Raw genomic sequence first — 20617 nt, forward strand, 5'->3', positions numbered from 1 at the left:
CAGTGCGTATCCCACTTTCCTGGCTGCGTGAATTCGCAGAGGTACCAGCCGGAGCAACGGCAGAAGACGTCATGACCGAGCTGGTCAAGGTCGGCTTTGAAGAAGAGAACGTCCACCGCCCCACAGACACCCTGCAGGGGCCCATCGTGGTGGGCCAGGTCCTGAGCCTGGTCAAGGAACCCCAGACCAACGGCAAAACCATCAACTGGTGCCAGGTCCGGGTGGTTCCCGAAGGCCAGGAGCAGACCCTCACCGGCGACGGCATTGACCCCTCCGGTGTGCAGGGCATCATCTGCGGCGCCCACAACTTCGTTGAGGGGGACAAGGTGGTGGTCACCCTGCCGGGCGCCGTGCTGCCGGGCAACTTCCACATCTCTGCCCGGAAGACCTACGGGCACCTGTCCGCAGGCATGATCGCCTCCGTCCGCGAACTCGGCATCGGCGAGGACCACGACGGCATCCTGGTGCTGTCCCGCATCGGGCTGGACCCCGAAATTGGTACTGACGCCATGGAGCTCCTGGGCCTCTACGACCAGGCTGCCGAGATCAACGTGACGCCGGACCGCGGCTACGCGTTCTCCATCCGAGGGGTTGCCCGCGAGTACGCCCACGCCACCGGCACCACCTTCACGGACCCCGCTTCCCGCGTCACCGCTCCTGCGGAGCTGTCCGGCGGGTACGGCGTCAAGATCAATGACGATGCCCCCATCTACGGCAAGCCCGGATGCGACAGGTTCGTGGCCCGAACCGTCCGCGGCGTGGACGCCACAAAGCCCACCCCGCCGTGGATGGTTTCGCGGCTGCGCCTCTCCGGCATCCGTTCCATCTCCCTGCCGGTGGATATTTCCAACTACGTGATGCTGGAACTCGGCCAGCCCACGCACTGCTACGACCAGGACACGCTGTCCGGGGACATCGTAGTGCGCCGGGCCCTGGCCGGCGAGAAGATCACCACCCTCGATGGCAAGGAACGCACGCTCGACGCCGAGGACCTCCTGATCACGGACGCCTCCGGACCGATCGGCATCGCCGGAGTGATGGGTGGCGCCGCCACTGAGGTGGGCGACTCGACGTCGACCGTTCTGGTGGAAGCCGCGCACTTCGACGAGGTGTCCATTGCCCGTTCCCGGCGCCGCCACAAGCTGCCGTCTGAAGCGTCCAAGCGGTTTGAGCGCGGCGTGGACTGGCACGTGGCCGGCATCGCCGCCCAGCGGGTGGTCGACCTGCTCGTCGAGCTGGCCGGCGGAACGGCGGACCAGGCCGGAACCGATGTGGGGACCGCTCCGGACTCCGTCAGCATCGAACTTCCGGAGGCCTTCGCTGCCGCCCGCATTGGCATCGACTTCACCGAAGAGCAGATTGTCACGTCCCTGCAGGACCTCGGCGCCGCGGTGGAGAAGAACGACGGCGGCTGGACCGTTACGGCCCCCAGCTGGCGGAACGATCTGGAAACCAAGGAGGATCTCTCCGAGGAGATTGCCCGGCTGGTGGGCTACGACAAGATTCCCGCCACGCTTCCCGTGGCGCCTCCCGGGCGCGGCCTGACGCGGGTGCAGCAGCAGCGCCGCCGCCTGATCCAGGCCCTGGCGGATGCAGGCCTCACCGAAGTCCTGTCCTACCCCTTCGTGTCCAAGGCAGCCAATGACACGTTTGGGGTGGCCGAACAGGGCGCCGACCGGACCGCGGTCAAGCTGGCGAACCCGATCAGCGAAGAGCAGGGCTTCCTGCGCACGTCCATCCTGCCGGGGCTCATCGAGGTGGCCAAGCGGAACCATTCGCGCGGTTTCCGCGACCTGGCACTCTTCGAGTCAGGCCTGGTGTTCCTGCCCGGCGGCACGGTGGGCACTGCCTCCATCCCGCCGCTTGGGGCCAAGCCTTCCGATGAGGTGCTGGACGGACTGTACGACGGCGTCCCGGACCAGCCATTCCACCTCGCCGCAGTGCTCACGGGACACGATTCCCCGGCAGCCGCCGGCCATACGCCGCGGCCCTGGGACTGGGCTGACGCGCTGGATCTTGCCCGCATTGCCGGCGACGTCCTGGGCGTGGAGGTCCTGGTCAGCCAGGGCAGCCACCAGGCTTTCCATCCCGGCCGTGCGGCCCGGCTGTCGCTCCGCAACGGGGACGTGGTGGGCTACGCCGGTGAGCTGCATCCCAAGCTGCTGGCGGCATCGGACATGCCTGCACGCTCGGTGGCCCTGGAGCTCAATGCTGACGCGCTGTTCGACGCCGCGCCGGACGTGATCGTGGCGCGCCACATCTCCACGTTCCCCGTGGCCACCCAGGATGTGGCGCTGGTGGTTCCTGCTGCAGTCCCCGCCGACGACGTCCTGGCGGCCCTGCGCGAAGGTGCCGGCGAACTGCTGGAGGACGTTGCGCTCTTCGACGTCTACGCAGGCAAGGGCATCGAGGAAGGCAAGAAGTCCCTCGCGTTCGGGCTTCGGTTCCGTGCCAACGACCGCACCCTCACGGCGGACGAGGCATCAGCGGCACGGGAAGGCGCGGTGGCCCTGGCGGCCGAGCGCTTCGGCGCCGTCCAGCGCTGACCGCAAGCACGCATCAACAGGGAAGGTCCCCGCAGCCGCACGGCTAGGGGACCTTTCCTGTCTCCCGTTGCTGTCCGTCCTACGGAACCAGGATGACCTTTCCGGTGGTTTTCCGCCCCTCAAGGTCGCGGTGTGCCTGGGCGGCCTGCACCAAGGGGTACCGCGCGCCGATCCGGACCTTCAGGCTGCCGTCCGCCGCGGCCGCGAACACTTCGCCGGAGCGCCAGCGCCGCTCCGCAGCGTCCCTCAGGTAGTGCCCCATGGTGGGCCTGGTCAGGAACAACGAACCGCCGGCATTCAGGCGCTGGGGATCCACGGGAGGGACCGGGCCGGAGGCAGCGCCGAAAAGCACCAGCATCCCCCTGACGCGCAAAGCGGCCAGTGAGCCGTCGAACGTGTCCTTCCCAACGCCGTCGTACACCACGTCGGCGCCGGTGCCGCTGGTGATCTCCCTGACCCGCTCCGCGAAGCCTTCATACCGCAGCACGTGGTCGGCGCCGGCCCCGCGCGCGAGCTGCTCCTTCCCGTCCGTGGAGACCGTGGTGATGACTTCCGCCCCCCGGGCCTTGAGCAGCTGGATCAGCAGCAGGCCCACGCCCCCCGCACCCGCGTGCAGCAGGACGGTGTGGCCCGGTTCCACCTTGAAGGTGGAGTTCATCAGGTAATGGGCGGTGATGCCCTGCAGGGGAAGCGCAGCCGCCGTCAGGTCGTCCAGGCCGCGCGGGACCGGCAGGGCGGCGGCCTCATCAACGAGCGCGTAGTCCGCGTAGCAGTTGATGCCCTCCGCCGTGGCCACCCGGTCGCCGGCGACGAACCCCGTGACGCCATCGCCCACCGCTTCAACGGTGCCGGCGGCTTCGGACCCGGGGGTGAACGGGAAAGGGACCTTGTAGGTGCCGCTGCGCTTGTACGTGTCAATGAAGTTGACGCCCGCTGCCCCCACCTTCACCAGGAGCTGGCCGGGCCCCGGGACAGGGCGTTCGATGTCCTCGTAGGTAAGGACTTCCGGTCCGCCTGCCTGACGTGCGACGATTGCGTGGGTCATTGCTCACCTTTCCCGGTCCCGGCGTTTCCGGCTCCGGCTGCTGCCACCATCCTAGGGACAGTCCGCGGAAGCCCCATAACGGGCACCCTCCCCTGCATGCATAAATATCGGCATCAGTGAATACTTTTGCTGTATGGTGGTGGTCATGACTATTTCTGTTGCAGTGTCCGGTGCCAGCGGATACGCCGGGGGAGAGGTCCTGCGCCTCCTGGCCGGGCATCCTGGCGTCACCATTGGAGCCATCACAGCCCACAGCAATGCCGGATCCCGGCTCGGCGAACTGCAGCCCCACCTGCACGGGCTCGCAAGCCGCATCCTCGAGGACACCTCGGTGGAGAACCTGTCCGGCCACGACGTCGTCTTCCTGGCCCTGCCGCACGGCGCCTCCGCGGAGATAGCAGCCCAGCTGCCGGCGGGGACCGTCGTCATCGACGCCGGCGCAGACCACCGGCTGGAGGACCCGGCGGCGTGGGAAAAGTTCTACGGTTCCGCCCACGCCGGCACCTGGCCCTACGGCCTGCCGGAGCTCCCGGGCCAGCGCGAGGCCCTCAAAGGTGCCAACCGCATCGCCGTGCCCGGCTGCTACCCGACGTCGGCCCTGCTGGCCCTTGCGCCCGGCTTCGCCGCCGGGCTCCTCCAGCCCGACGACGTCGTCATCGTTGCTGCCTCCGGCACCTCCGGTGCAGGCAAGGCCGCCAAAGTGAACCTCATCGGTTCAGAGGTCATGGGTTCCATGAGCCCGTATGGCGTTGGCGGCGGACACCGCCACACACCCGAGATCGAACAGGGCCTGTCCAACGCCGCGGGCGAACAGGTCACCGTGTCCTTCACGCCCACCCTGGCGCCCATGAGCCGGGGTATCCTCACGACGGCGACGGCGAAGGTCAAGGCCGGCACCACGGGGGAGCAGCTCCGCCAGGCCTGGACCGATGCCTATGACGACGAACCGTTCGTGCACGTCCTCCCGGAAGGCCAGTGGCCCGCCACGAAATCCGTGCAGGGGTCGAACCATGCTGCCATGCAGCTGGCGTTCGATTCCCACACCGGCCGGGTGATCGTCACCTGCGCCATCGACAACCTCACCAAAGGGACCGCCGGCGGCGCCGTCCAGTCCATGAACATTGCCCTCGGCCTCGCGGAAACCGCCGGCCTTGACCTGCAGGGAGTTGCCCCGTGACCGTTACCGCCCCCCGTGGATTCCGGGCCGCCGGCGTCACCGCCGGACTCAAGGCCTCCGGCAAACCGGACCTTGCCCTGGTGGTGAATGACGGCCCGTCCAAAGCCGCCGCTGCCGTCTTCACCAGCAACCGCGTCGCCGCAGCGCCCGTGCACTGGTCCCGCCAGGTTGTCTCGGACGGCCGCGTGGACGCGGTTGTCCTCAACTCCGGCGGAGCGAACGCCTGCACGGGGCCGGCCGGCTTCCAGAACACGCATAGCACCGCCGAAAAGGTGGCCAAGGTCCTGGACATTTCCGCCACGGACGTGTTCGTGTGTTCCACCGGCCTGATCGGCGAGCAGTTGCCCATGGACAAAATCCTTCCCGGCGTGGAGGCTGCTGCTGCCGCGCTGAGCGCCGACGGCGGCCCCGAGGCAGCGACCGCCATCATGACCACCGACTCCGTTCCCAAGGCAGCGCTGTTTATCGGCACCGATGCGGACGGCGAGGAATTCGCCATCGGCGGGATCGCCAAGGGTGCGGGCATGCTGGCTCCGGGCCTGGCTACCATGCTGGTGGTCCTCACCACTGATGCGGCCGTGGACGCGGAACTGCTCGACGTCGTCCTCCGCGACGCCACCCGGGTCACGTTCGACCGGGCAGACTCGGACGGCTGCATGTCCACCAACGACACCGTGGTCCTGCTGTCCTCCGGTGCCTCCGGCGCCGTGCCGTCGGCAGAGGCCTTCGGTGCCGGCCTGACCCAGGTCTGCGCCGAACTTGCCCGGAAGCTCATCGCCGACGCCGAGGGTGCCAGCCACGACATCGCCATCCGCACCTTCAACGCTGCCAGCGAAGCGGACGCCGAAACCGTCAGCCGTTCCGTGGCCCGCTCCAACCTCTTCAAGGCCGCTATTTTCGGCAAGGATCCCAACTGGGGACGGGTACTGTCGGCCGTCGGCACTACTGACGCCGTCTTCGAACCCGACCAGCTCAACGTGGCCATGAACGGTGTCCAGATCTGCCGCAACGGCAGCATCGGCGACGACCGCGGCCTGGTGGACCTGGAACCGCGCGAGGTCCTGGTGGAAATCGACCTTCAGGCCGGCGACGCCGAGGCCACCATCTGGACGAACGACCTGACCCACGACTACGTGCACGAGAACAGCGCCTACTCAAGCTGACGCACCACCTGAGCCGGCCCCTTCCGGCGCCCGGCAACCTTGGAGAAACTGCCTGATGAACACCCGCACCCGCGAAACCACGTCCACGCTTGATGCCCAAAGCAAGGCCGGCACCCTGATCGAGGCGCTGCCCTGGATCCAGCGCTTTGCCGGCACCACCATGGTGATCAAGTATGGCGGCAACGCCATGGTCAACGACGAGCTGCGCCGTGCCTTCGCCGAGGACGTTGTGTTCCTGCACCACGTGGGCATCCACCCTGTGGTGGTGCACGGGGGCGGGCCCCAGATCAACTCCATGCTGGCCCGGCTGGGCATCGAGTCCGAGTTCAAGGGAGGCCTGCGGGTCACCACTCCGGAAGCCATGGACGTGGTCCGCATGGTCCTCACCGGCCAGGTGGGCCGCGAACTCGTGGGCCTGATCAACTCCCACGGCCCCTACGCCGTGGGCATGTCCGGTGAAGACGGCGGACTGCTGCGCGCCGTGCGCACCGGCACCGTCATCGACGGCGAGGAAGTGGACCTGGGGCTCGTGGGTGAAGTGGTGGGCGTAAACCCGGAAGGCATCCTGGACATCCTCGCCGCCGGACGCATTCCCGTGATCTCCACGGTGGCCCCGGAGATCGACGTCGAGGGGTTCGCAGCAGACGGCAGCGTCCAGACCACGGGACAGGTGCTCAACGTCAATGCGGACACCGCGGCGGCAGCCCTGGCCGAAGCCCTCGGTGCCTCCAAACTGGTGATCCTCACCGACGTCGAAGGCCTGTATGCCAACTGGCCGGACAAGACCTCGCTGATCTCCTCCCTGAAAGCATCGGACCTGCGGGAGCTCCTGCCCTCGCTGGAATCCGGCATGATCCCCAAGATGGAGGCGTGCCTCAAGGCGATCGACGGCGGCGTGGAGCGTGCGCACATCGTGGACGGACGCCTGGCCCACTCCATGCTGCTGGAAACCTTCACCACCGCGGGCATCGGCACGCAGGTGGTCCCCGACGAGGAGACGAACGCATGAACGAAACTGTTGACGTGAGTCCAGTCAGCGACCGGGACGCCAAAGCTTCCGTGATGACCGGCAGCGGCAGCGGCCCAGAGTGGCTCGCCCGGTACTCCAGCTCCCTCATGGGCGTCTTCGGCACCCCGCAGCGCGTCCTGGTCCGCGGCGCCGGCTGCCTGGTCTGGGACGCCGACGGCAAGGAGTACCTCGACCTGCTCGGAGGCATCGCCGTCAACGCGCTGGGCCATGCCAACCCGTTCGTTACGTCCGTGATCTCCAGCCAGCTGGCCACCCTCGGCCATGTCTCCAACTTCTTCACCAGCCCCACGCAGATCGCGCTGGCCGAAAAGCTCCTGGCCCTCACCGACGCCCCTGCCGGTTCCAAGGTGTTCTTCACCAACTCCGGCACCGAGGCCAACGAGGCCGCCTTCAAGCTGGCCCGCCGCAATACGGGCGGCAGCGGCGCCAAACGGACCACGATCATCGCCCTCGAGGGGGCCTTCCACGGCCGGACCATGGGCGCCCTTGCGCTGACCGCCAAGGAGGCCTACCGCGAGCCGTTCGAGCCGCTGCCCGCCGGCGTCGTGCACATCCCCTTCGGCGACGTGGAGGCACTCAAGGACGCCGTTGACGAGACCGTGGCCGCCGTCTTCCTTGAGCCCATCCAGGGCGAGGCGGGCGTGCGCCCCCTGCCGCCCGGATACCTTCGGGCCGCCCGCGAGCTGACCGCCAGGGTGGGAGCACTGCTGATCCTCGACGAAGTCCAGACCGGCATCGGCCGCACCGGGAAATGGCTTGCCAGCGAGGATGCCGGGATCATGCCCGACGCCGTCACCCTGGCCAAAGGCCTGGGCGGCGGCTTCCCGATCGGTGCCCTGATCACCTACGGTCCGGAAACGTCGTCGTTGTTGGCTGCGGGCCAGCACGGCACCACGTTCGGCGGGAACCCGGTGGCGACGGCGGCCGCCCTCGCCACCCTGCACGCCATCGAAAGCCAGCACGTGCTGGCCAACGCCTCAGCCGTGGGTGGGCACCTGCGCGCCGGACTGGCACGCCTGCCGGGCGTCACCGAAGTCCGCGGCGAAGGCCTCCTCATCGGCTTCGACCTAGACGCGGACGTCGCCCCCGCCGTGGTGCAGGCCGGCCTTGACGCCGGGTTCATCGTCAACAGTCCCGGCCCCCGCACCATCCGCCTTGCGCCGCCGCTGGTCCTGACCACGGCGCAGGCAGACACCTTCCTCGACGCCTTCCCGGCAATCCTCCAAGCAGCTAAGGACGCCCAGTGACACCAGCAGCCAGCGCTACCCGGCACTTCCTCAAGGACACGGACCTCAGCCCCGCCGAACAGGCCGAGGTCCTCGGCCTCGCAGCCCGGATGAAGGCGGCGCCCTACAGCGTCCAGCCGTACGCCGCCGAGGGCAGCGGCCGCAAGACGGTGGCCGTGATCTTCGACAAAACCTCCACCCGGACCAGGGTCTCGTTCGCCACAGGGATCGCGGACCTGGGCGGCAACGCCCTGATCATCAACCCTGGAGAGGCACAGATCGGGCACAAGGAATCCGTGGAGGACACCGCCAAGGTCCTGGAGCGGATGGTGTCCACCATCGTCTGGCGGACCGGCGCCCACTCCGGCCTGGTGGCCATGGCGGAGAACTCCAGGGTTCCTGTGATCAACGCCCTGTGCGACGATTACCACCCCTGCCAGCTGCTGGCGGACCTGCTGGCCGTGAAAGAGCACAAGGGCGAACTCAAAGGCCTCACCATGAGCTACCTGGGGGACGCCGCCAACAACATGGCCAACTCCTACCTGCTGGCCGGAGTCACGGCCGGGATGCACGTGCGGATCGCCGGGCCGGAAGGCTACCTGCCGGCAGCAGACATCGTGGCCGCAGCCGAGGAACGCGCTGCGGAGACGGGCGGCTCGGTGCTCATCACCACTGACGCGGCGGAGGCCTTGAAAGGCGCCGACGTCGTTGCCACGGACACGTGGGTGTCCATGGGGCAGGAGACGGAAAAGGAAGCCCGGATGCAGCTGTTCCGGGAGTACGCCGTGGACGAGGCCGCCCTGGCACAGGCTGCGGAAGACGCCGTCGTGCTTCACTGCCTGCCCGCCTACCGCGGCTACGAAATCTCTCCCGGCGTCATCGACGGACCGCAGTCCATCGTCTGGGACGAGGCCGAAAACCGGCTGCACGCACAGAAGGCCCTGATGGCCTGGCTGATGCACCGGTCGGGCCTGGCCTTCGTCGACGGACTCGCACCTGTTGAAGGCACAGGGGAGAGCACGTTCTAGTGTCCGCCCAACCGGCGTCGCCGGGCTCCAGCCCGGCGACCAAGACAGCCCGCCAGGCGCGCATCACCGCCATCCTGACGGGGGAGTCCGTGCGATCCCAGGCGGAGCTGGCAGCACTGCTGGCGGACGACGGCGTGCAGGTCACCCAGGCAACGCTGTCGCGGGACCTCGTGGAACTCGGCGCGGTCCGGGTCCGCGGCAAGGAGGGCGTGCTGGTGTACGCCGTACCCGGCGAAGGCGGCGAACGGGCTGCCCGGAGCGGCGTGAGCCAGGAGATCCTGGACGCCCGGCTGGCCCGGCTGTGCAGCGAACTGCTGGTCACCGCGGAGGCTTCGGCCAATATCGCCGTGCTCCGCACCCCGCCGGGGGCCGCGAACTTCCTGGCACTGGCCATTGACCACTCGGTGATGCCGTCCATCCTGGGCACCATTGCCGGGGACGACACCGTGCTGCTGGTGGCCCGGGACCCGCAGGGCGGCCAGGACCTCGCCGCCAGGTTCCTGCAGCTGGCTGAAGAAGCCGGGCAATAAGCTTGAAGACAACATCAACCAACCCCAATTACAAGGAGCATTCGAAGTGACTGAACGCATTGTGCTCGCCTACTCGGGCGGCCTGGACACCTCAGTAGCCATCGGCTGGATCGGTGAAGCCACCGGCGCCGAGGTCATCGCCGTGGCGGTTGACGTCGGACAGGGCGGCGAGTCCCTGGAAACCATCCGCCAGCGCGCCCTCGGCTGCGGCGCCGTCGAAGCCTACGTGGCCGACGCCTCCGACGAGTTCGCCAACGAATACTGCATGCCCACGCTGAAGGCCAACGGCCTCTACCAGGGCCACTACCCGCTGGTGTCCGCCATCTCCCGTCCGGTCATCGTCAAGCACCTGGTCAAGGCTGCCCGCGAATTCGGCGCCACCACCGTGGCCCACGGCTGCACCGGCAAGGGCAACGACCAGGTCCGCTTCGAAGTGGGCATCCAGACCCTCGGCCCGGACCTGAAGTGCATCGCCCCGGTCCGTGACCTGGCGCTCACCCGCGATAAGGCCATTGCCTTCGCCGAGGAGAAGGGCCTGCCGATCGAGACCACCAAGAAGAACCCGTACTCCATTGACCAGAATGTCTGGGGCCGCGCCGTGGAAACCGGCTACCTCGAGGACATCTGGAACGCCCCCACCAAGGACATCTACGACTACACCGCCACCCCGGAGTTCCCCCCGGCACCGGACGAGGTCGTCATTTCCTTCGAAGCCGGCATTCCTGTGGCGATCGACGGCGTCAAGGTCACCCCGCTGCAGGCCATCAAGGAGCTCAACCGCCGTGCCGGCGCCCAGGGCGTAGGCCGCATCGACGTCGTCGAGGACCGCCTGGTGGGCATCAAGTCCCGCGAAATCTACGAGGCCCCCGGCGCCATGGCCCTCATCACGGCCCACAAGCACCTCGAGGACATCACCGTGGAGCGCGAGCAGGCCCGCTTCAAGGCCACGGTTGGCCAGCGCTGGTCCGAGCTGGTGTACGACGGCCAGTGGTTCTCCCCGCTGAAGCGCTCCCTGGACGCGTTCATCGAGGACACCCAGAAATACGTCTCGGGCGATATCCGCATGACCCTGCACGGTGGCCAGGCCATCGTCAACGGCCGCCGGTCCGACACCTCGCTCTACGACTTCAACCTCGCCACCTACGACACCGGCGACACCTTCGACCAGTCCATGGCGCGCGGCTTCATCGAGCTGTGGGGCATGTCCGCCAAGGTTGCGTCCGGCCGCGACATCCGCGTCGCAGGACAGTAATGGCCTCGGCAACAAACGAAGGTGCACTGTGGGGCGGCCGGTTCGCCGGCGGCCCCGCGGATGCACTGGCGGCGCTGAGCAAGTCCACCCACTTTGACTGGCGGCTTGCCCGCTACGACATTGCCGGATCCAAGGCCCACGCCCGCGTGCTGCACAAGGCCGGCCTGCTGGACGACGCTGAACTGGAAGGCATGCTGGCCGCCCTCACGCAGCTGGATGAGGACGTGGCCTCCGGCGCCTATGTGCCGGCGGAGTCCGACGAGGACGTGCACGGCTCGCTGGAGCGGGGCCTGATCGAGCGCGCCGGAACCCAGCTGGGCGGCAAGCTCCGCGCCGGCCGGTCCCGCAACGACCAGGTGGCCACGCTGGGCCGCATGTTCCTGCGGGACCACGCCCGGATCATCGCCCGCGGCGTGCTGGCCACGGTGGATGCGCTCGTGGAGCAGGCCAAGGCGCACCACGGTGTTGCCATGCCCGGCCGCACCCACCTGCAGCACGCCCAGCCGGTCCTCCTCAGCCACCACCTGCTGGCCCACGCCTGGGCGCTGCTGCGCGACGTGCAAAGGCTCCAGGACTGGGACAAGCGCGCCGGCGTCTCGCCCTACGGTTCGGGCGCCCTGGCCGGCTCCTCGCTGGGGCTGGACCCGGAGGCGGTGGCCGCGGACCTGGGCTTCTTCTCCGCCTCCCACAACTCGATCGACGGCACCGCCTCCCGCGACGTCTTCGCCGAGTTCGCCTGGGTGTGTTCCATGATCGGCGTGGACCTCTCGCGGGTGTCGGAGGAAGTCATCCTCTGGGCCACCAAGGAGTTCTCCTTCGTCACGCTGCACGACTCCTACTCCACGGGTTCGTCCATCATGCCGCAGAAGAAAAACCCGGATGTGGCGGAACTGGCCCGCGGCAAGGCAGGCCGGCTCATCGGCAACCTGACCGGGCTGCTGGCCACGCTCAAGGGCCTTCCGCTGGCGTACAACCGCGACCTGCAGGAAGACAAGGAGCCGGTGTTCGACGCCGCAGACACCCTGGAGCTCCTGCTTCCGGCGGTCTCCGGCATGATCGCCACCCTGAAGTTCAACACTGAACGGATGGAGTCGCTGGCACCGCAGGGCTTCGCGCTGGCCACTGACATTGCTGAGTGGCTCGTCCGGCAGGGTGTTCCGTTCCGGGAAGCGCACGAGCTGTCCGGTGCCGCGGTGAAGCAGGCCGAATCCCGCGGCGTGGAGCTGTGGGACCTGACGGACGGGGAATACGCTGCCATCTCGGAGCACCTGACGCCGGAGGTCCGCACCGTCCTGTCCACGGAAGGCTCGCTGAACAGCCGCAACTCCCAGGGCGGAACTGCGCCCGCCGCCGTCGAACGCCAGCTGGTTGCGCTGGAGGCGGAGCTGAAGGAAGCGCGGCACTACGCCGGGTAGAACGCTCTCTCACTTGATGCAACGTTTCCGGCAACGCTCCTGCACCGGGTGCAGGAGCGTTGCCGGTTTTCCTGCATCAAGTGAGAGAGCGTTAGGCGCCGGACGCTCCCCGCTAGCATGGTGCAATGAGCGAACCGTTCCGCAGGCAACTCCGCGCGCTTCCCGATTTCCCGGACACGCTGCCGGGCTTTGACCCGGAGGGCGCCCCCACGGATCCTGCCGAGCTGTTCAGGCACTGGCTGGGGGAGGCGCTGGCAGCGGGGGAGCGGCAGCCGCATGCGTGCAGCCTGGCCACGGCGGGCGGCGACGGCAAACCGTCGTCCAGGATGCTGATCCTGAAGAACATCGACGACGACGGCTGGCACTTCGCCACGTCCCGCACCTCACGCAAGGGCAGGGAACTCAGCGCCAACCCGCATGCCGCCATGACCTTCTACTGGCCGTCCCAGGGCCGGCAGGTCCGCGTGGCAGGGGCCGTCGTCGAACTGTCCGCCGAGGCCTCCGCGCAGGACTGGGCGGAGCGGCCCCGTGCCGACGGCAGCACCAACCCGCACTGGCAGCTTTACGCCCTCCGGCCCGCCGAGATCGAGTTCTGGCAGGCCAGCAACGACGGCAACCATGTCCGGCACCGTGTGGCCCCCGACGGTTCGCCCCTGGGTTAGGCTGTCGCCATGACAGCTCCCGCACCAGACGAACTGCTTCCGGCGCTCCACAAGGCCGCAGCTGACGTGGCAGCCGACGCTGCAAAGTTCAGCGATTCCGACGTGCAGGCGCCCTCCGCCCTGCCCGGCTGGACGAGGGGGCACGTTCTGGCCCATCTCACGGGCATCTCCAACGCCATGGCCCGGCAGCTTGAGTACGCTGCGCGCGGAGAGACCGTGGAGCTTTACGACGGCGGCATGGAAGGCCGGAACAAAGCCATCGACATGGCAGCGGGTCACGACGCCGCCACCCACCGCGCGGACCTCACCGCCGCGCTGGACCGGGCACTCAGGTCCTTCGACGCCCTGCCCGGCGTGAAGGATTCCGCCGCGAACCGGACCGGCTGGTACGCCCCCATCACGTATCGCGGCGGCGTGGTCCTGGACGGCGGACTGGCGCTGTGGCGGGAACTGGTCATCCACACGTCGGACCTGCTGGCGGGGAGGGGACCCGAAACCTGGAGCCGGCCGTTCTGCGAGCACCTTTTTGATTTCCTGGCGGCCAGGGTCCAGCCCGACGACAGGCTCGTGCTGCAGCCACTGGGGCTCCAGCCGCTGGCCATCGGCAGCGGCACCCGGTCCACCGTCATTAGCGGCATGATCACCGACATCGCAGCCTGGCTTGCCGGCCGCGAGCCGACGCTTGGCAGCCTCAGGGCCTCCGCCGCGGCCGACGGCGTGGACCTGCCGGTGCTGCTGCCGTGGCCGTCCGGAACCCCCGCCGCCACACAGGGCTGACCGGAAGGGCTAACCGGCTTCGCGTGCCAGGAGGCTCCGCTTAACTGGAAGCCCCCAGCGGAAACCGCCCAGCGAACCGTCCGTGCGGATCACCCGGTGGCAGGGGACAAACAGCGCGGCAGCGTTGAAGGCGCAGGCGCTGGCCGCTGCCCGCACGGCCCTGGGGTTGCCGGCAAGCTCCGCGTACCGGGCGTACGTGACGGGCTGTCCCGGCTGCACCAGCCGCAGGACGTCCCAGGCGTGGACCCGGAAAGGTCCGGACACCTGCCGCACCGGAACGTTCATCACCGGCGCCGGGTCACCGGCATAGAAGGCTTCGACGGCGGACGAGATGTCCCCCAGCCCGGTGACCGGCTCCAGCGCACCCGGCCGGAGGGACGGATGGATCTGCCCGGTCAGCTCACCAGGATTGTCTGTCCATCCGCTGGAGAGCACGACGCCGTCCTGGGCCAGGATGGTGAACGGACCGTCCGGGGTGGTCATCTGAAGCAGCTGGGCCTTCATCGGTTCGCTTCCTCTGCTGGTCTGGTGCCTTGGTTTGTGTGTGCTGCTGTGCGCCTGCGGGTACCGGACGCCGGCCGGGCTGCCGCCCGCCACAGGTGCATGGTGGCGTATGAGCGCCAGGGGCTGGCTTCCCGGAAGTCCGCGCTGGACGCCGCGGTACCCTCCCCGAGGGCACGGATCCCGTTCCGTACCGCTGCGTCGTTGGCCAGGAAAACGTCCGGGGCGCCGAGGATGCGCATGGCCAGGTATCCCGTGGTCCATGGTCCCACGCCGGGAAGCGGAAGCAGTTTGGCGGCCAGGCTTTCCGGGGTGTCGCCATAGCCAAAGTCGAGTCCGCCGTCCGCCATGGCGGCAGCTGCCGCGAGGAGGGCCCCGATCCGCCGTTGCGGTCCGCGCAGGACCGCGGGGCCGCCGCCGGCGATTTCGGCCGGGGTGGGAAACATCCGCTCCAGGCCCTCGCCGGGGCTTCGGCTTGGACGTCCGACGGCGGCCAGCTGGGTGAGGGCGGTCCGCGCCGCGGCAACGGTGATCTGCTGCCCGGCCATGGCCCGGACCAGCATTTCCGCCGGATCCATGGCACCGGGCATCCTGATCCCGGGAGTGCCCGCCACTGCGGCAGCGAGCCTGGCATCCCCTGCCAGTGCACTGTCGATCGCCACAGGATCCGCATCGAGGTCAAAGAGCCGCCGTACCCGGCTCAACAGGGCCGGCAGGTCCCTAAGGTCCACCGCGCCGATGGTGAGGGTCAGCGGCCGGCCCGGAGCACCGGCGTCGTACTCCACCCGGAACCTCGCATCACCCTGGGGCAGCCGCAGCGTTCGGGCGTAGGACGTGGGCGTTCCCGCTTCGATCCCGGGGATGGCGCGGACGGCCAGGAAGGTGAAGACACCGGGGTCGAAAGGTTCCCGGTAGGGGAGGTTGAGGGTGAGGGCGGTGGAGCCGGCGGCGGCCTTGGGATGCCTTGCGGTGCGGAGCGCGGTGGGCGTCATGCCAAAAACTTCCGCCATGGTTTCGTTGAACTGGCGGACGCTGCTGAACCCGGCCGCAAAGGCGACGTCGGCGAGCTTCATGGAGGTGGAGACCAGCAGGGTACGGGCAGTCTGCGCGCGGCCGGCCCGTGCAAGCGAGAGGGGGCCCGCCCCGAGCTCCTGGCTGAGGATGCGGTTGAGCTGGCGGGAGGAATAGCCCAGGCGGGCGGCCAGGCCGTCGACGCCGTCCCTGGTGACCACGCCGTCACTGATCAGCCGCATGGCGCGCCCGGCAATATCCTGGCGAAGGTTCCAGGCGGGTGTGCCGGGAACCGCCTCCGGAAGGCAGCGCTTGCAGGCCCGGTAGCCGGCGTCGTGCGCTGCTGCGGAGGTTTCATAGAAGGTGACGTTGGAGGCCTTCGGAGTCCGGGCCGGGCAGGACGGGCGGCAATAGATGCCCGTGGTCCGGACGGCAGTGTAGAACTGCCCGTCGAACCGGGTGTCCCGGGCGTCGATCGCCCGGTAGCGCTGCCAGAAGTCCATTCCTCCATCGTGCCAGCCCTCCCACGCCCCGGCTAGCGGAAATCGGACACGGCCGTGGCGCCTCCACCACGTGAATGGCGGGGCGGCGGCGCCGGCGTTGGATAGAGTCTGGCCATGAGCAGAAATCCGCTGACGGCCGGTGAGCCGCTGCGGGAGTTCCTTTCCGGAGACGCCCGCCAGCTGGCGCCCCTGCTGCTGGGCGCCGTCCTGACCCATGACTCCAAGGATGGTGCAGTGTCGGTGCGGCTTACCGAAGTGGAGGCCTACCTGGGGCCAGAGGATTCCCTGCACCCGGATCCCGGATCACATACCTACCGCGGTCCCACACCCCGCAACGCACCCATGTTCGGCCCGGCTGGCCACCTGTACGTCTACTTCACCTACGGGATGCACCACTGCACGAACATCGTGTGCGGGCCGGAAGGAACGGCGTCGGCCCTGCTGTTGAGGGCAGGGGAGATCGTGGACGGTGTTGAACTCGCCCGGCACCGGCGGACCACCTCCAAAAGCCCCGCCGACCTGGCAAGGGGGCCTGCCCGGCTGGCCAAGGCCCTGGGACTGACGACGGCGGACAGCGGCCGCGATGCGCTCGCGCCGCCGTTCGGGCTGGTCCTTCCCTCCCGGCCGGCAGTGCCGGTGAGCTCCGGACCAAGGGTTGGGGTCTCCGGCGCAGGAGGGACGGACCGGTACGCATGGCGCTTCTGGATCACCGGCGACCCCACAGTCTCCCAGTACAAGCCGGCCAAACCCAGGGGAGCCAAACCGGATCCGGCAACGTTTCACGGGCGTTAACGGAAATGGTTGTAGAATGGTAGGTCTGTCTTTTGCGATAGGGGAACGTTAAATGCTTGACGCCGATTTGGCCCATGAACGCGACTATGTAGCCGGCCTGTACGCACGGCTGGAAGAGCTGCGCGAGGAAAAGCGCCGCCAGCTGGCGCAGGTCCGCCGGGCCGGGGCTGTGGGCACCATGCAGAACGTCTCCGAGCGCGACGCGTTCGCTGCTCTCTACGAGGACCGGCTTGCCCAGCTGGACGCGGTGGACGACCGGCTGGTCTTCGGCCGGCTGGACCTGGACTCCGGCGAAGCCCAGTACATTGGCCGCATCGGCCTCACCACCGAGGACCTGCAGCGGCTCATGGTGGACTGGCGTGCGCCCGAGGCCGGCCACTTCTACCAGGCCACGGCCTTTGACCGGCAGGGTGTGCGCCGCCGCCGGCACCTGATCCTGCAGGGCCGTGAGGTCAAGGCCATCGAGGATGACGTCCTTGACGCCGGGATGCTCGCGGACAACGAATCGCTGCAGGGGGAAGGCGCCCTGCTCGCCGCCCTGAATTCCAAGCGTACCGGCCGGATGTCCGACATTGTCAGCACCATCCAGTCCGAGCAGGACCGCATCATCCGGTCATCCATCTCCGGGGCGCTCGTGGTGCAGGGCGGACCCGGCACCGGAAAGACCGCCGTGGCCCTCCACCGGGCTGCCTACCTGCTCTATACCCACCGCGACCGCCTCAAGACCGCAGGTGTGCTGCTCGTGGGCCCGTCGTCGTCGTTCATGAAGTACATCGAAAGGGTGCTGCCCTCCCTGGGCGAGACCGGCGTGGTGATGGCCAGCGTGGGCCGCCTGATGCCCGGCATCCACGCCGTGCCGGAACCGGACGCCGACGTCGCTGCCATCAAGGGCCGCCTGGACATGGCCACCGTGGTGGCCAACGCCGTGGCCAACCGCCAACGGATTCCCGCTGAAGACCGGATCCTGGAGGTGGACGGCCGCAAACTGGTGCTGACGCCGCGCCAGGTTCGCCGTGCCCGCGAGCGTGCCCGCTCCACCGGCAAGCCGCACAACGAGGCGCGCGTGACGTTCGTCAAAATCCTGCTCCGCGAACTCACGGAACAGATGACCGAACTGGTGGAAGCCGGGAACATCGGCAACAACGCAGACCGCTCCTACCTTGCCGAGGATGTCCGTTCCGCACGCGATGTACGGATTGCCCTGAACCTCTGCTGGATGCCCATGACGCCGGAGAAGCTGATCTCCGAGCTCTTCAGCAAGCCGGCCATCCTGGAATTCTGTACCCCCACCATGTCTCCGGCTGAACGGGCGCTCCTGCAGCGCCCGGCCGACGCCCCCTGGACCGAGTCGGATGTGCCGCTGCTGGACGAGGCCGCCGAGCTGCTCGGCGAACTGGACCCGGCCGCAGGACGCGGGCTCGCGCAGCAGGAGCACGACCGTGCCCGCGACCTTGCCAACGCCAAGCAGACCCTGGTGAACATGCAGGCGGCAGGGGTGGATCCCCTGATGTCTGCCGAGGAACTGGCCGAGCAGAACCAGGAACAGGAAACGCGGCAAACCGCCGCAGAGCGCGCCACCAGCGACCGCACATGGGCCTTCGGCCACATCGTGGTTGATGAGGCGCAGGAGCTTTCACCCATGCAGTGGCGCCTGCTGGTCCGCCGCTGCCCCCTGAAGTCCTTCACCATCGTGGGGGACATCGCGCAGACCAGTTCGGTGGCCGGTGCCAACTCCTGGCAGGGCGCGCTCGCACCCATGTTCGGGGACCGCTGGCAGCTGGAGGAGCTGACGGTGAACTACCGCACGCCGTCCCAGATCGCCGAAGCCGCCGTCCGGATGGCCAACGCGGCCGGATTGGTGGTCTCGGCGCCCAAGGCTGTCCGCGAAGGACGCTGGTCGCCGGTCATCGACGAGGTGGATCCTGGCCAGGTGGTCAGCCGCCTGGTTGAGGTCCTGCCGGAGGAACTGGATGCGCTCGACGGCGGCCTGCTCGCCGTCATTGCCGACGGACACTTCCTGCCGGAAGCCACCGCCGCCCTGCGAGCCGCCCATGGACGCCGGGTGGGCACGGGTGCCGGCAGCTACGAGCAGGACATCGTGGTGATCAGCCCCCGTGAAGCCAAGGGCCTGGAGTTCGACGGCGTGGTGGTGCTTGAGCCGTCCATGATGCTGAACCATGAGCACGGCAAAGTGGGGGACCTGTACGTCGCGATGACCCGGGCCACCCAGCGGCTCCGGCTGATTGCTTCAGAACCGGTGCCGGCAGGGATCAAGCGCTGATCAGGCGCGCCGCATACTGCTAACTTAGAAGGCGTGCCAGAACTCATCAGCCTCGAATCGCAGCAGAACGACCCCACTTTTGCCAACATTTGGCAGGAACTGAAGTGGCGTGGCCTGGTCCACGTCTCCACCGACGAGGCGGAGCTTGAAAAACTCCTCGCCGGCGGACCGGTGACGTACTATTGCGGGTTCGATCCCACCGCGCCGAGCCTGCACCTGGGTAACCTGGTCCAGCTGCTCGTGATGCGGCGGCTGCAGCTGGCCGGCCACAAGCCCCTCGGACTGGTGGGTGGGTCAACCGGTATGATCGGCGACCCCCGTCCCACGGCCGAGCGCACGCTGAACACCAAGGACACCGTGGCCGAGTGGGTGGGCTACCTTCAGGCGCAGGTCCGCCGTTTCCTCAGCTTCGAGGGCGGCAACGCAGCGCAGATGGTCAACAACCTTGACTGGACGGCGCCGCTGAGCGCCATCGATTTCCTGCGTGACGTTGGGAAGCACTTCCGTGTGGGAACCATGCTGCGCAAGGACGCCGTGGCCTCACGGCTGAGCTCGGATGAGGGCATCAGCTACACCGAGTTCAGCTACCAGATCCTGCAGGGGATGGATTACCTCCAGCTCTACCGTGATTACGGCTGCGTGCTGCAGACCGGCGGCTCGGACCAGTGGGGCAACCTCACCAGCGGTACGGAATTGATCCGCAAGGTGGAGGGCAAGAGCGTCCACGCCCTGGGGACCCCATTGATTACCAATGCGGACGGGACGAAGTTCGGCAAGAGCGAGGGCAACGCCATCTGGCTGGACGCCGGCATGTGCAGCCCCTACGCCTTTTACCAGTTCTGGGTCAACACGGCGGATGCCGACGTTGTGGACCGGCTGAAGGTCTTCACCTTCCTTACCAAGGCGGAGATCGAGGAGCTTTCCGTTGCTGTGGCTGAACGGCCGTTCGCCCGTGAAGGCCAGCGGAAGCTTGCCTACGAAGTGACCTCCCTTGTTCACGGTGTGGAAGCCACGGAGAAGGTCATTGCGGCATCCGCCGCACTTTTCGGGAACGGTGACTTGACCGCCCTGGACAAGCCCACGCTCCAGGCGGCAACTTCCGAGCTTCCCTTCGCCACTGTGCAGGTGGACGAGATGGGGATCGTGGACCTGCTCGTTGCTTCCGGGCTGTCCGACAGCAAGTCGGCGGCAAGGCGTACCGTTGGCGAAGGCGGGGCCTACGTCAACAACGAGAAGGTGTCCGACCCCGAGGCAGTCATTCCGGAGTCCGAACTGCTGCATGGGCAGTACCTGCTCCTGCGCCGCGGAAAGAAGAACCTGGCAACCGTGGAGGTCCTGGTTCCCTAGGCTCTTCCCCCGCTTCATAGAGCACCTGCACGCTCCTCCGCAGCCGATTTGCACGGCCGCGGCGGAGCGTGTAATGTTTTCTGAGTCGCCGCCGCTGAAGCGGAAAAATAGCGACAAACCCCCACCAAAAAGTGAAGCAACTTCACCATGTGCGGAAGCGCAAAACGAAGAAATGCTTCACTTTATGATGGGCGGATTCATTCCACCGAGTGAATTCCGGGAAAACAACCGGATTTGCAAAGTGAAAATGAATGAAATAAGATTGAAACATCGCAGCGAAGAAATACGGAATAAGAATTCATGAAAATGAATTGTTTCGGGAATATTTGAA

General features: G+C 67.8%; 18 protein-coding genes. 15 read left to right on the forward strand and 3 right to left on the reverse strand.

Annotated elements, in window-relative coordinates; all coding sequences use genetic code 11:
- Positions 1-2: 2 nt before the first annotated feature.
- Complete coding sequence (pheT, locus tag AC6CHP_RS15280; RefSeq protein WP_498230765.1) at positions 3-2546, forward strand: phenylalanine--tRNA ligase subunit beta; 2544 nt, start codon at positions 3-5, stop codon at positions 2544-2546.
- Positions 2547-2625: 79 nt separating this feature from the next.
- Here pheT and AC6CHP_RS15285 read toward each other — a convergent pair whose 3' ends face one another.
- Positions 2626-3591 (reverse strand): quinone oxidoreductase family protein, encoded by a 966-nt coding sequence (locus AC6CHP_RS15285; protein ID WP_498230766.1) that lies wholly within the window; start codon positions 3589-3591, stop codon positions 2626-2628.
- A gap of 145 nt (positions 3592-3736) precedes the next feature.
- On the opposite strand from AC6CHP_RS15285, the gene argC reads away from it, so the two are divergent.
- From argC to AC6CHP_RS15335, 10 genes are all read left to right on the forward strand, one after another.
- Positions 3737-4768, forward strand: a complete 1032-nt coding sequence (gene argC, locus AC6CHP_RS15290) for an N-acetyl-gamma-glutamyl-phosphate reductase (RefSeq protein ID WP_427115227.1) — start codon at positions 3737-3739, stop codon at positions 4766-4768.
- Positions 4765-5931, forward strand: coding sequence for a bifunctional glutamate N-acetyltransferase/amino-acid acetyltransferase ArgJ (gene argJ, locus AC6CHP_RS15295; RefSeq protein WP_188732043.1), 1167 nt, complete (start codon positions 4765-4767; stop codon positions 5929-5931). Before argC ends, argJ begins: the two co-directional genes overlap by 4 nt.
- Before the next feature lie 55 nt (positions 5932-5986).
- The gene (gene argB, locus AC6CHP_RS15300) at positions 5987-6940 is read left to right on the forward strand and encodes an acetylglutamate kinase (RefSeq protein ID WP_188732041.1); all 954 of its coding nucleotides are present in this window, start codon (positions 5987-5989) and stop codon (positions 6938-6940) included.
- Positions 6941-6993: 53 nt separating this feature from the next.
- Complete coding sequence (locus tag AC6CHP_RS15305) at positions 6994-8208, forward strand: acetylornithine transaminase (RefSeq protein WP_498230786.1); 1215 nt, start codon at positions 6994-6996, stop codon at positions 8206-8208.
- Complete coding sequence (gene argF / locus AC6CHP_RS15310) at positions 8205-9215, forward strand: ornithine carbamoyltransferase (RefSeq protein WP_498230769.1); 1011 nt, start codon at positions 8205-8207, stop codon at positions 9213-9215. The genes AC6CHP_RS15305 and argF overlap by 4 nt, the downstream gene beginning before the upstream one ends.
- Positions 9215-9745 (forward strand): arginine repressor, encoded by a 531-nt coding sequence (locus AC6CHP_RS15315; RefSeq protein WP_174180327.1) that lies wholly within the window; start codon positions 9215-9217, stop codon positions 9743-9745. The genes argF and AC6CHP_RS15315 overlap by 1 nt, the downstream gene beginning before the upstream one ends.
- A gap of 46 nt (positions 9746-9791) precedes the next feature.
- Positions 9792-10997, forward strand: coding sequence for an argininosuccinate synthase (locus tag AC6CHP_RS15320; protein WP_174180325.1), 1206 nt, complete (start codon positions 9792-9794; stop codon positions 10995-10997).
- The gene (argH, locus tag AC6CHP_RS15325; RefSeq protein ID WP_498230771.1) at positions 10997-12412 is read left to right on the forward strand and encodes an argininosuccinate lyase; all 1416 of its coding nucleotides are present in this window, start codon (positions 10997-10999) and stop codon (positions 12410-12412) included. Before AC6CHP_RS15320 ends, argH begins: the two co-directional genes overlap by 1 nt.
- A 125-nt stretch (positions 12413-12537) precedes the next feature.
- Positions 12538-13074, forward strand: coding sequence for a pyridoxine/pyridoxamine 5'-phosphate oxidase (locus tag AC6CHP_RS15330; RefSeq protein ID WP_427115224.1), 537 nt, complete (start codon positions 12538-12540; stop codon positions 13072-13074).
- A gap of 9 nt (positions 13075-13083) precedes the next feature.
- The gene (locus tag AC6CHP_RS15335; RefSeq protein ID WP_498230774.1) at positions 13084-13851 is read left to right on the forward strand and encodes a maleylpyruvate isomerase family mycothiol-dependent enzyme; all 768 of its coding nucleotides are present in this window, start codon (positions 13084-13086) and stop codon (positions 13849-13851) included.
- A gap of 9 nt (positions 13852-13860) precedes the next feature.
- Here the strand turns inward: AC6CHP_RS15335 and AC6CHP_RS15340 are convergent, their stop codons facing one another.
- On the reverse strand, positions 13861-14355 hold the full coding sequence (locus AC6CHP_RS15340) for a methylated-DNA--[protein]-cysteine S-methyltransferase (protein ID WP_377195491.1): 495 nt from the start codon (positions 14353-14355) through the stop codon (positions 13861-13863).
- A complete protein-coding gene (locus tag AC6CHP_RS15345; RefSeq protein ID WP_498230776.1) occupies positions 14352-15866 on the reverse strand; it encodes a DNA-3-methyladenine glycosylase 2 family protein in 1515 nt (504 codons plus the stop codon). Before AC6CHP_RS15345 ends, AC6CHP_RS15340 begins: the two co-directional genes overlap by 4 nt.
- 114 nt (positions 15867-15980) lie before the next feature.
- Here AC6CHP_RS15345 and AC6CHP_RS15350 point away from each other — a divergent pair, with 114 nt between their 5' ends.
- The 4 genes from AC6CHP_RS15350 (at position 15981) to AC6CHP_RS15365 (ending at position 20590) form a co-directional block, all read left to right on the forward strand.
- Positions 15981-16658, forward strand: coding sequence for a DNA-3-methyladenine glycosylase (locus AC6CHP_RS15350; protein WP_377195489.1), 678 nt, complete (start codon positions 15981-15983; stop codon positions 16656-16658).
- Positions 16659-16710: 52 nt separating this feature from the next.
- Positions 16711-18939 carry a HelD family protein gene (locus AC6CHP_RS15355; protein ID WP_377090203.1) on the forward strand — a complete coding sequence of 743 codons (2229 nt, stop codon included), beginning with the start codon at positions 16711-16713 and terminating at the stop codon, positions 18937-18939.
- Positions 18940-18972: 33 nt separating this feature from the next.
- On the forward strand, positions 18973-20286 hold the full coding sequence (gene tyrS, locus AC6CHP_RS15360) for a tyrosine--tRNA ligase (RefSeq protein WP_188732031.1): 1314 nt from the start codon (positions 18973-18975) through the stop codon (positions 20284-20286).
- Between the two features lie 73 nt (positions 20287-20359).
- Positions 20360-20590 carry a hypothetical protein gene (locus tag AC6CHP_RS15365; protein ID WP_146072969.1) on the forward strand — a complete coding sequence of 77 codons (231 nt, stop codon included), beginning with the start codon at positions 20360-20362 and terminating at the stop codon, positions 20588-20590.
- The last annotated feature ends 27 nt before the right edge of the window (positions 20591-20617 follow it).

This window comes from Pseudarthrobacter sp. GQ63, assembly GCF_059758765.1.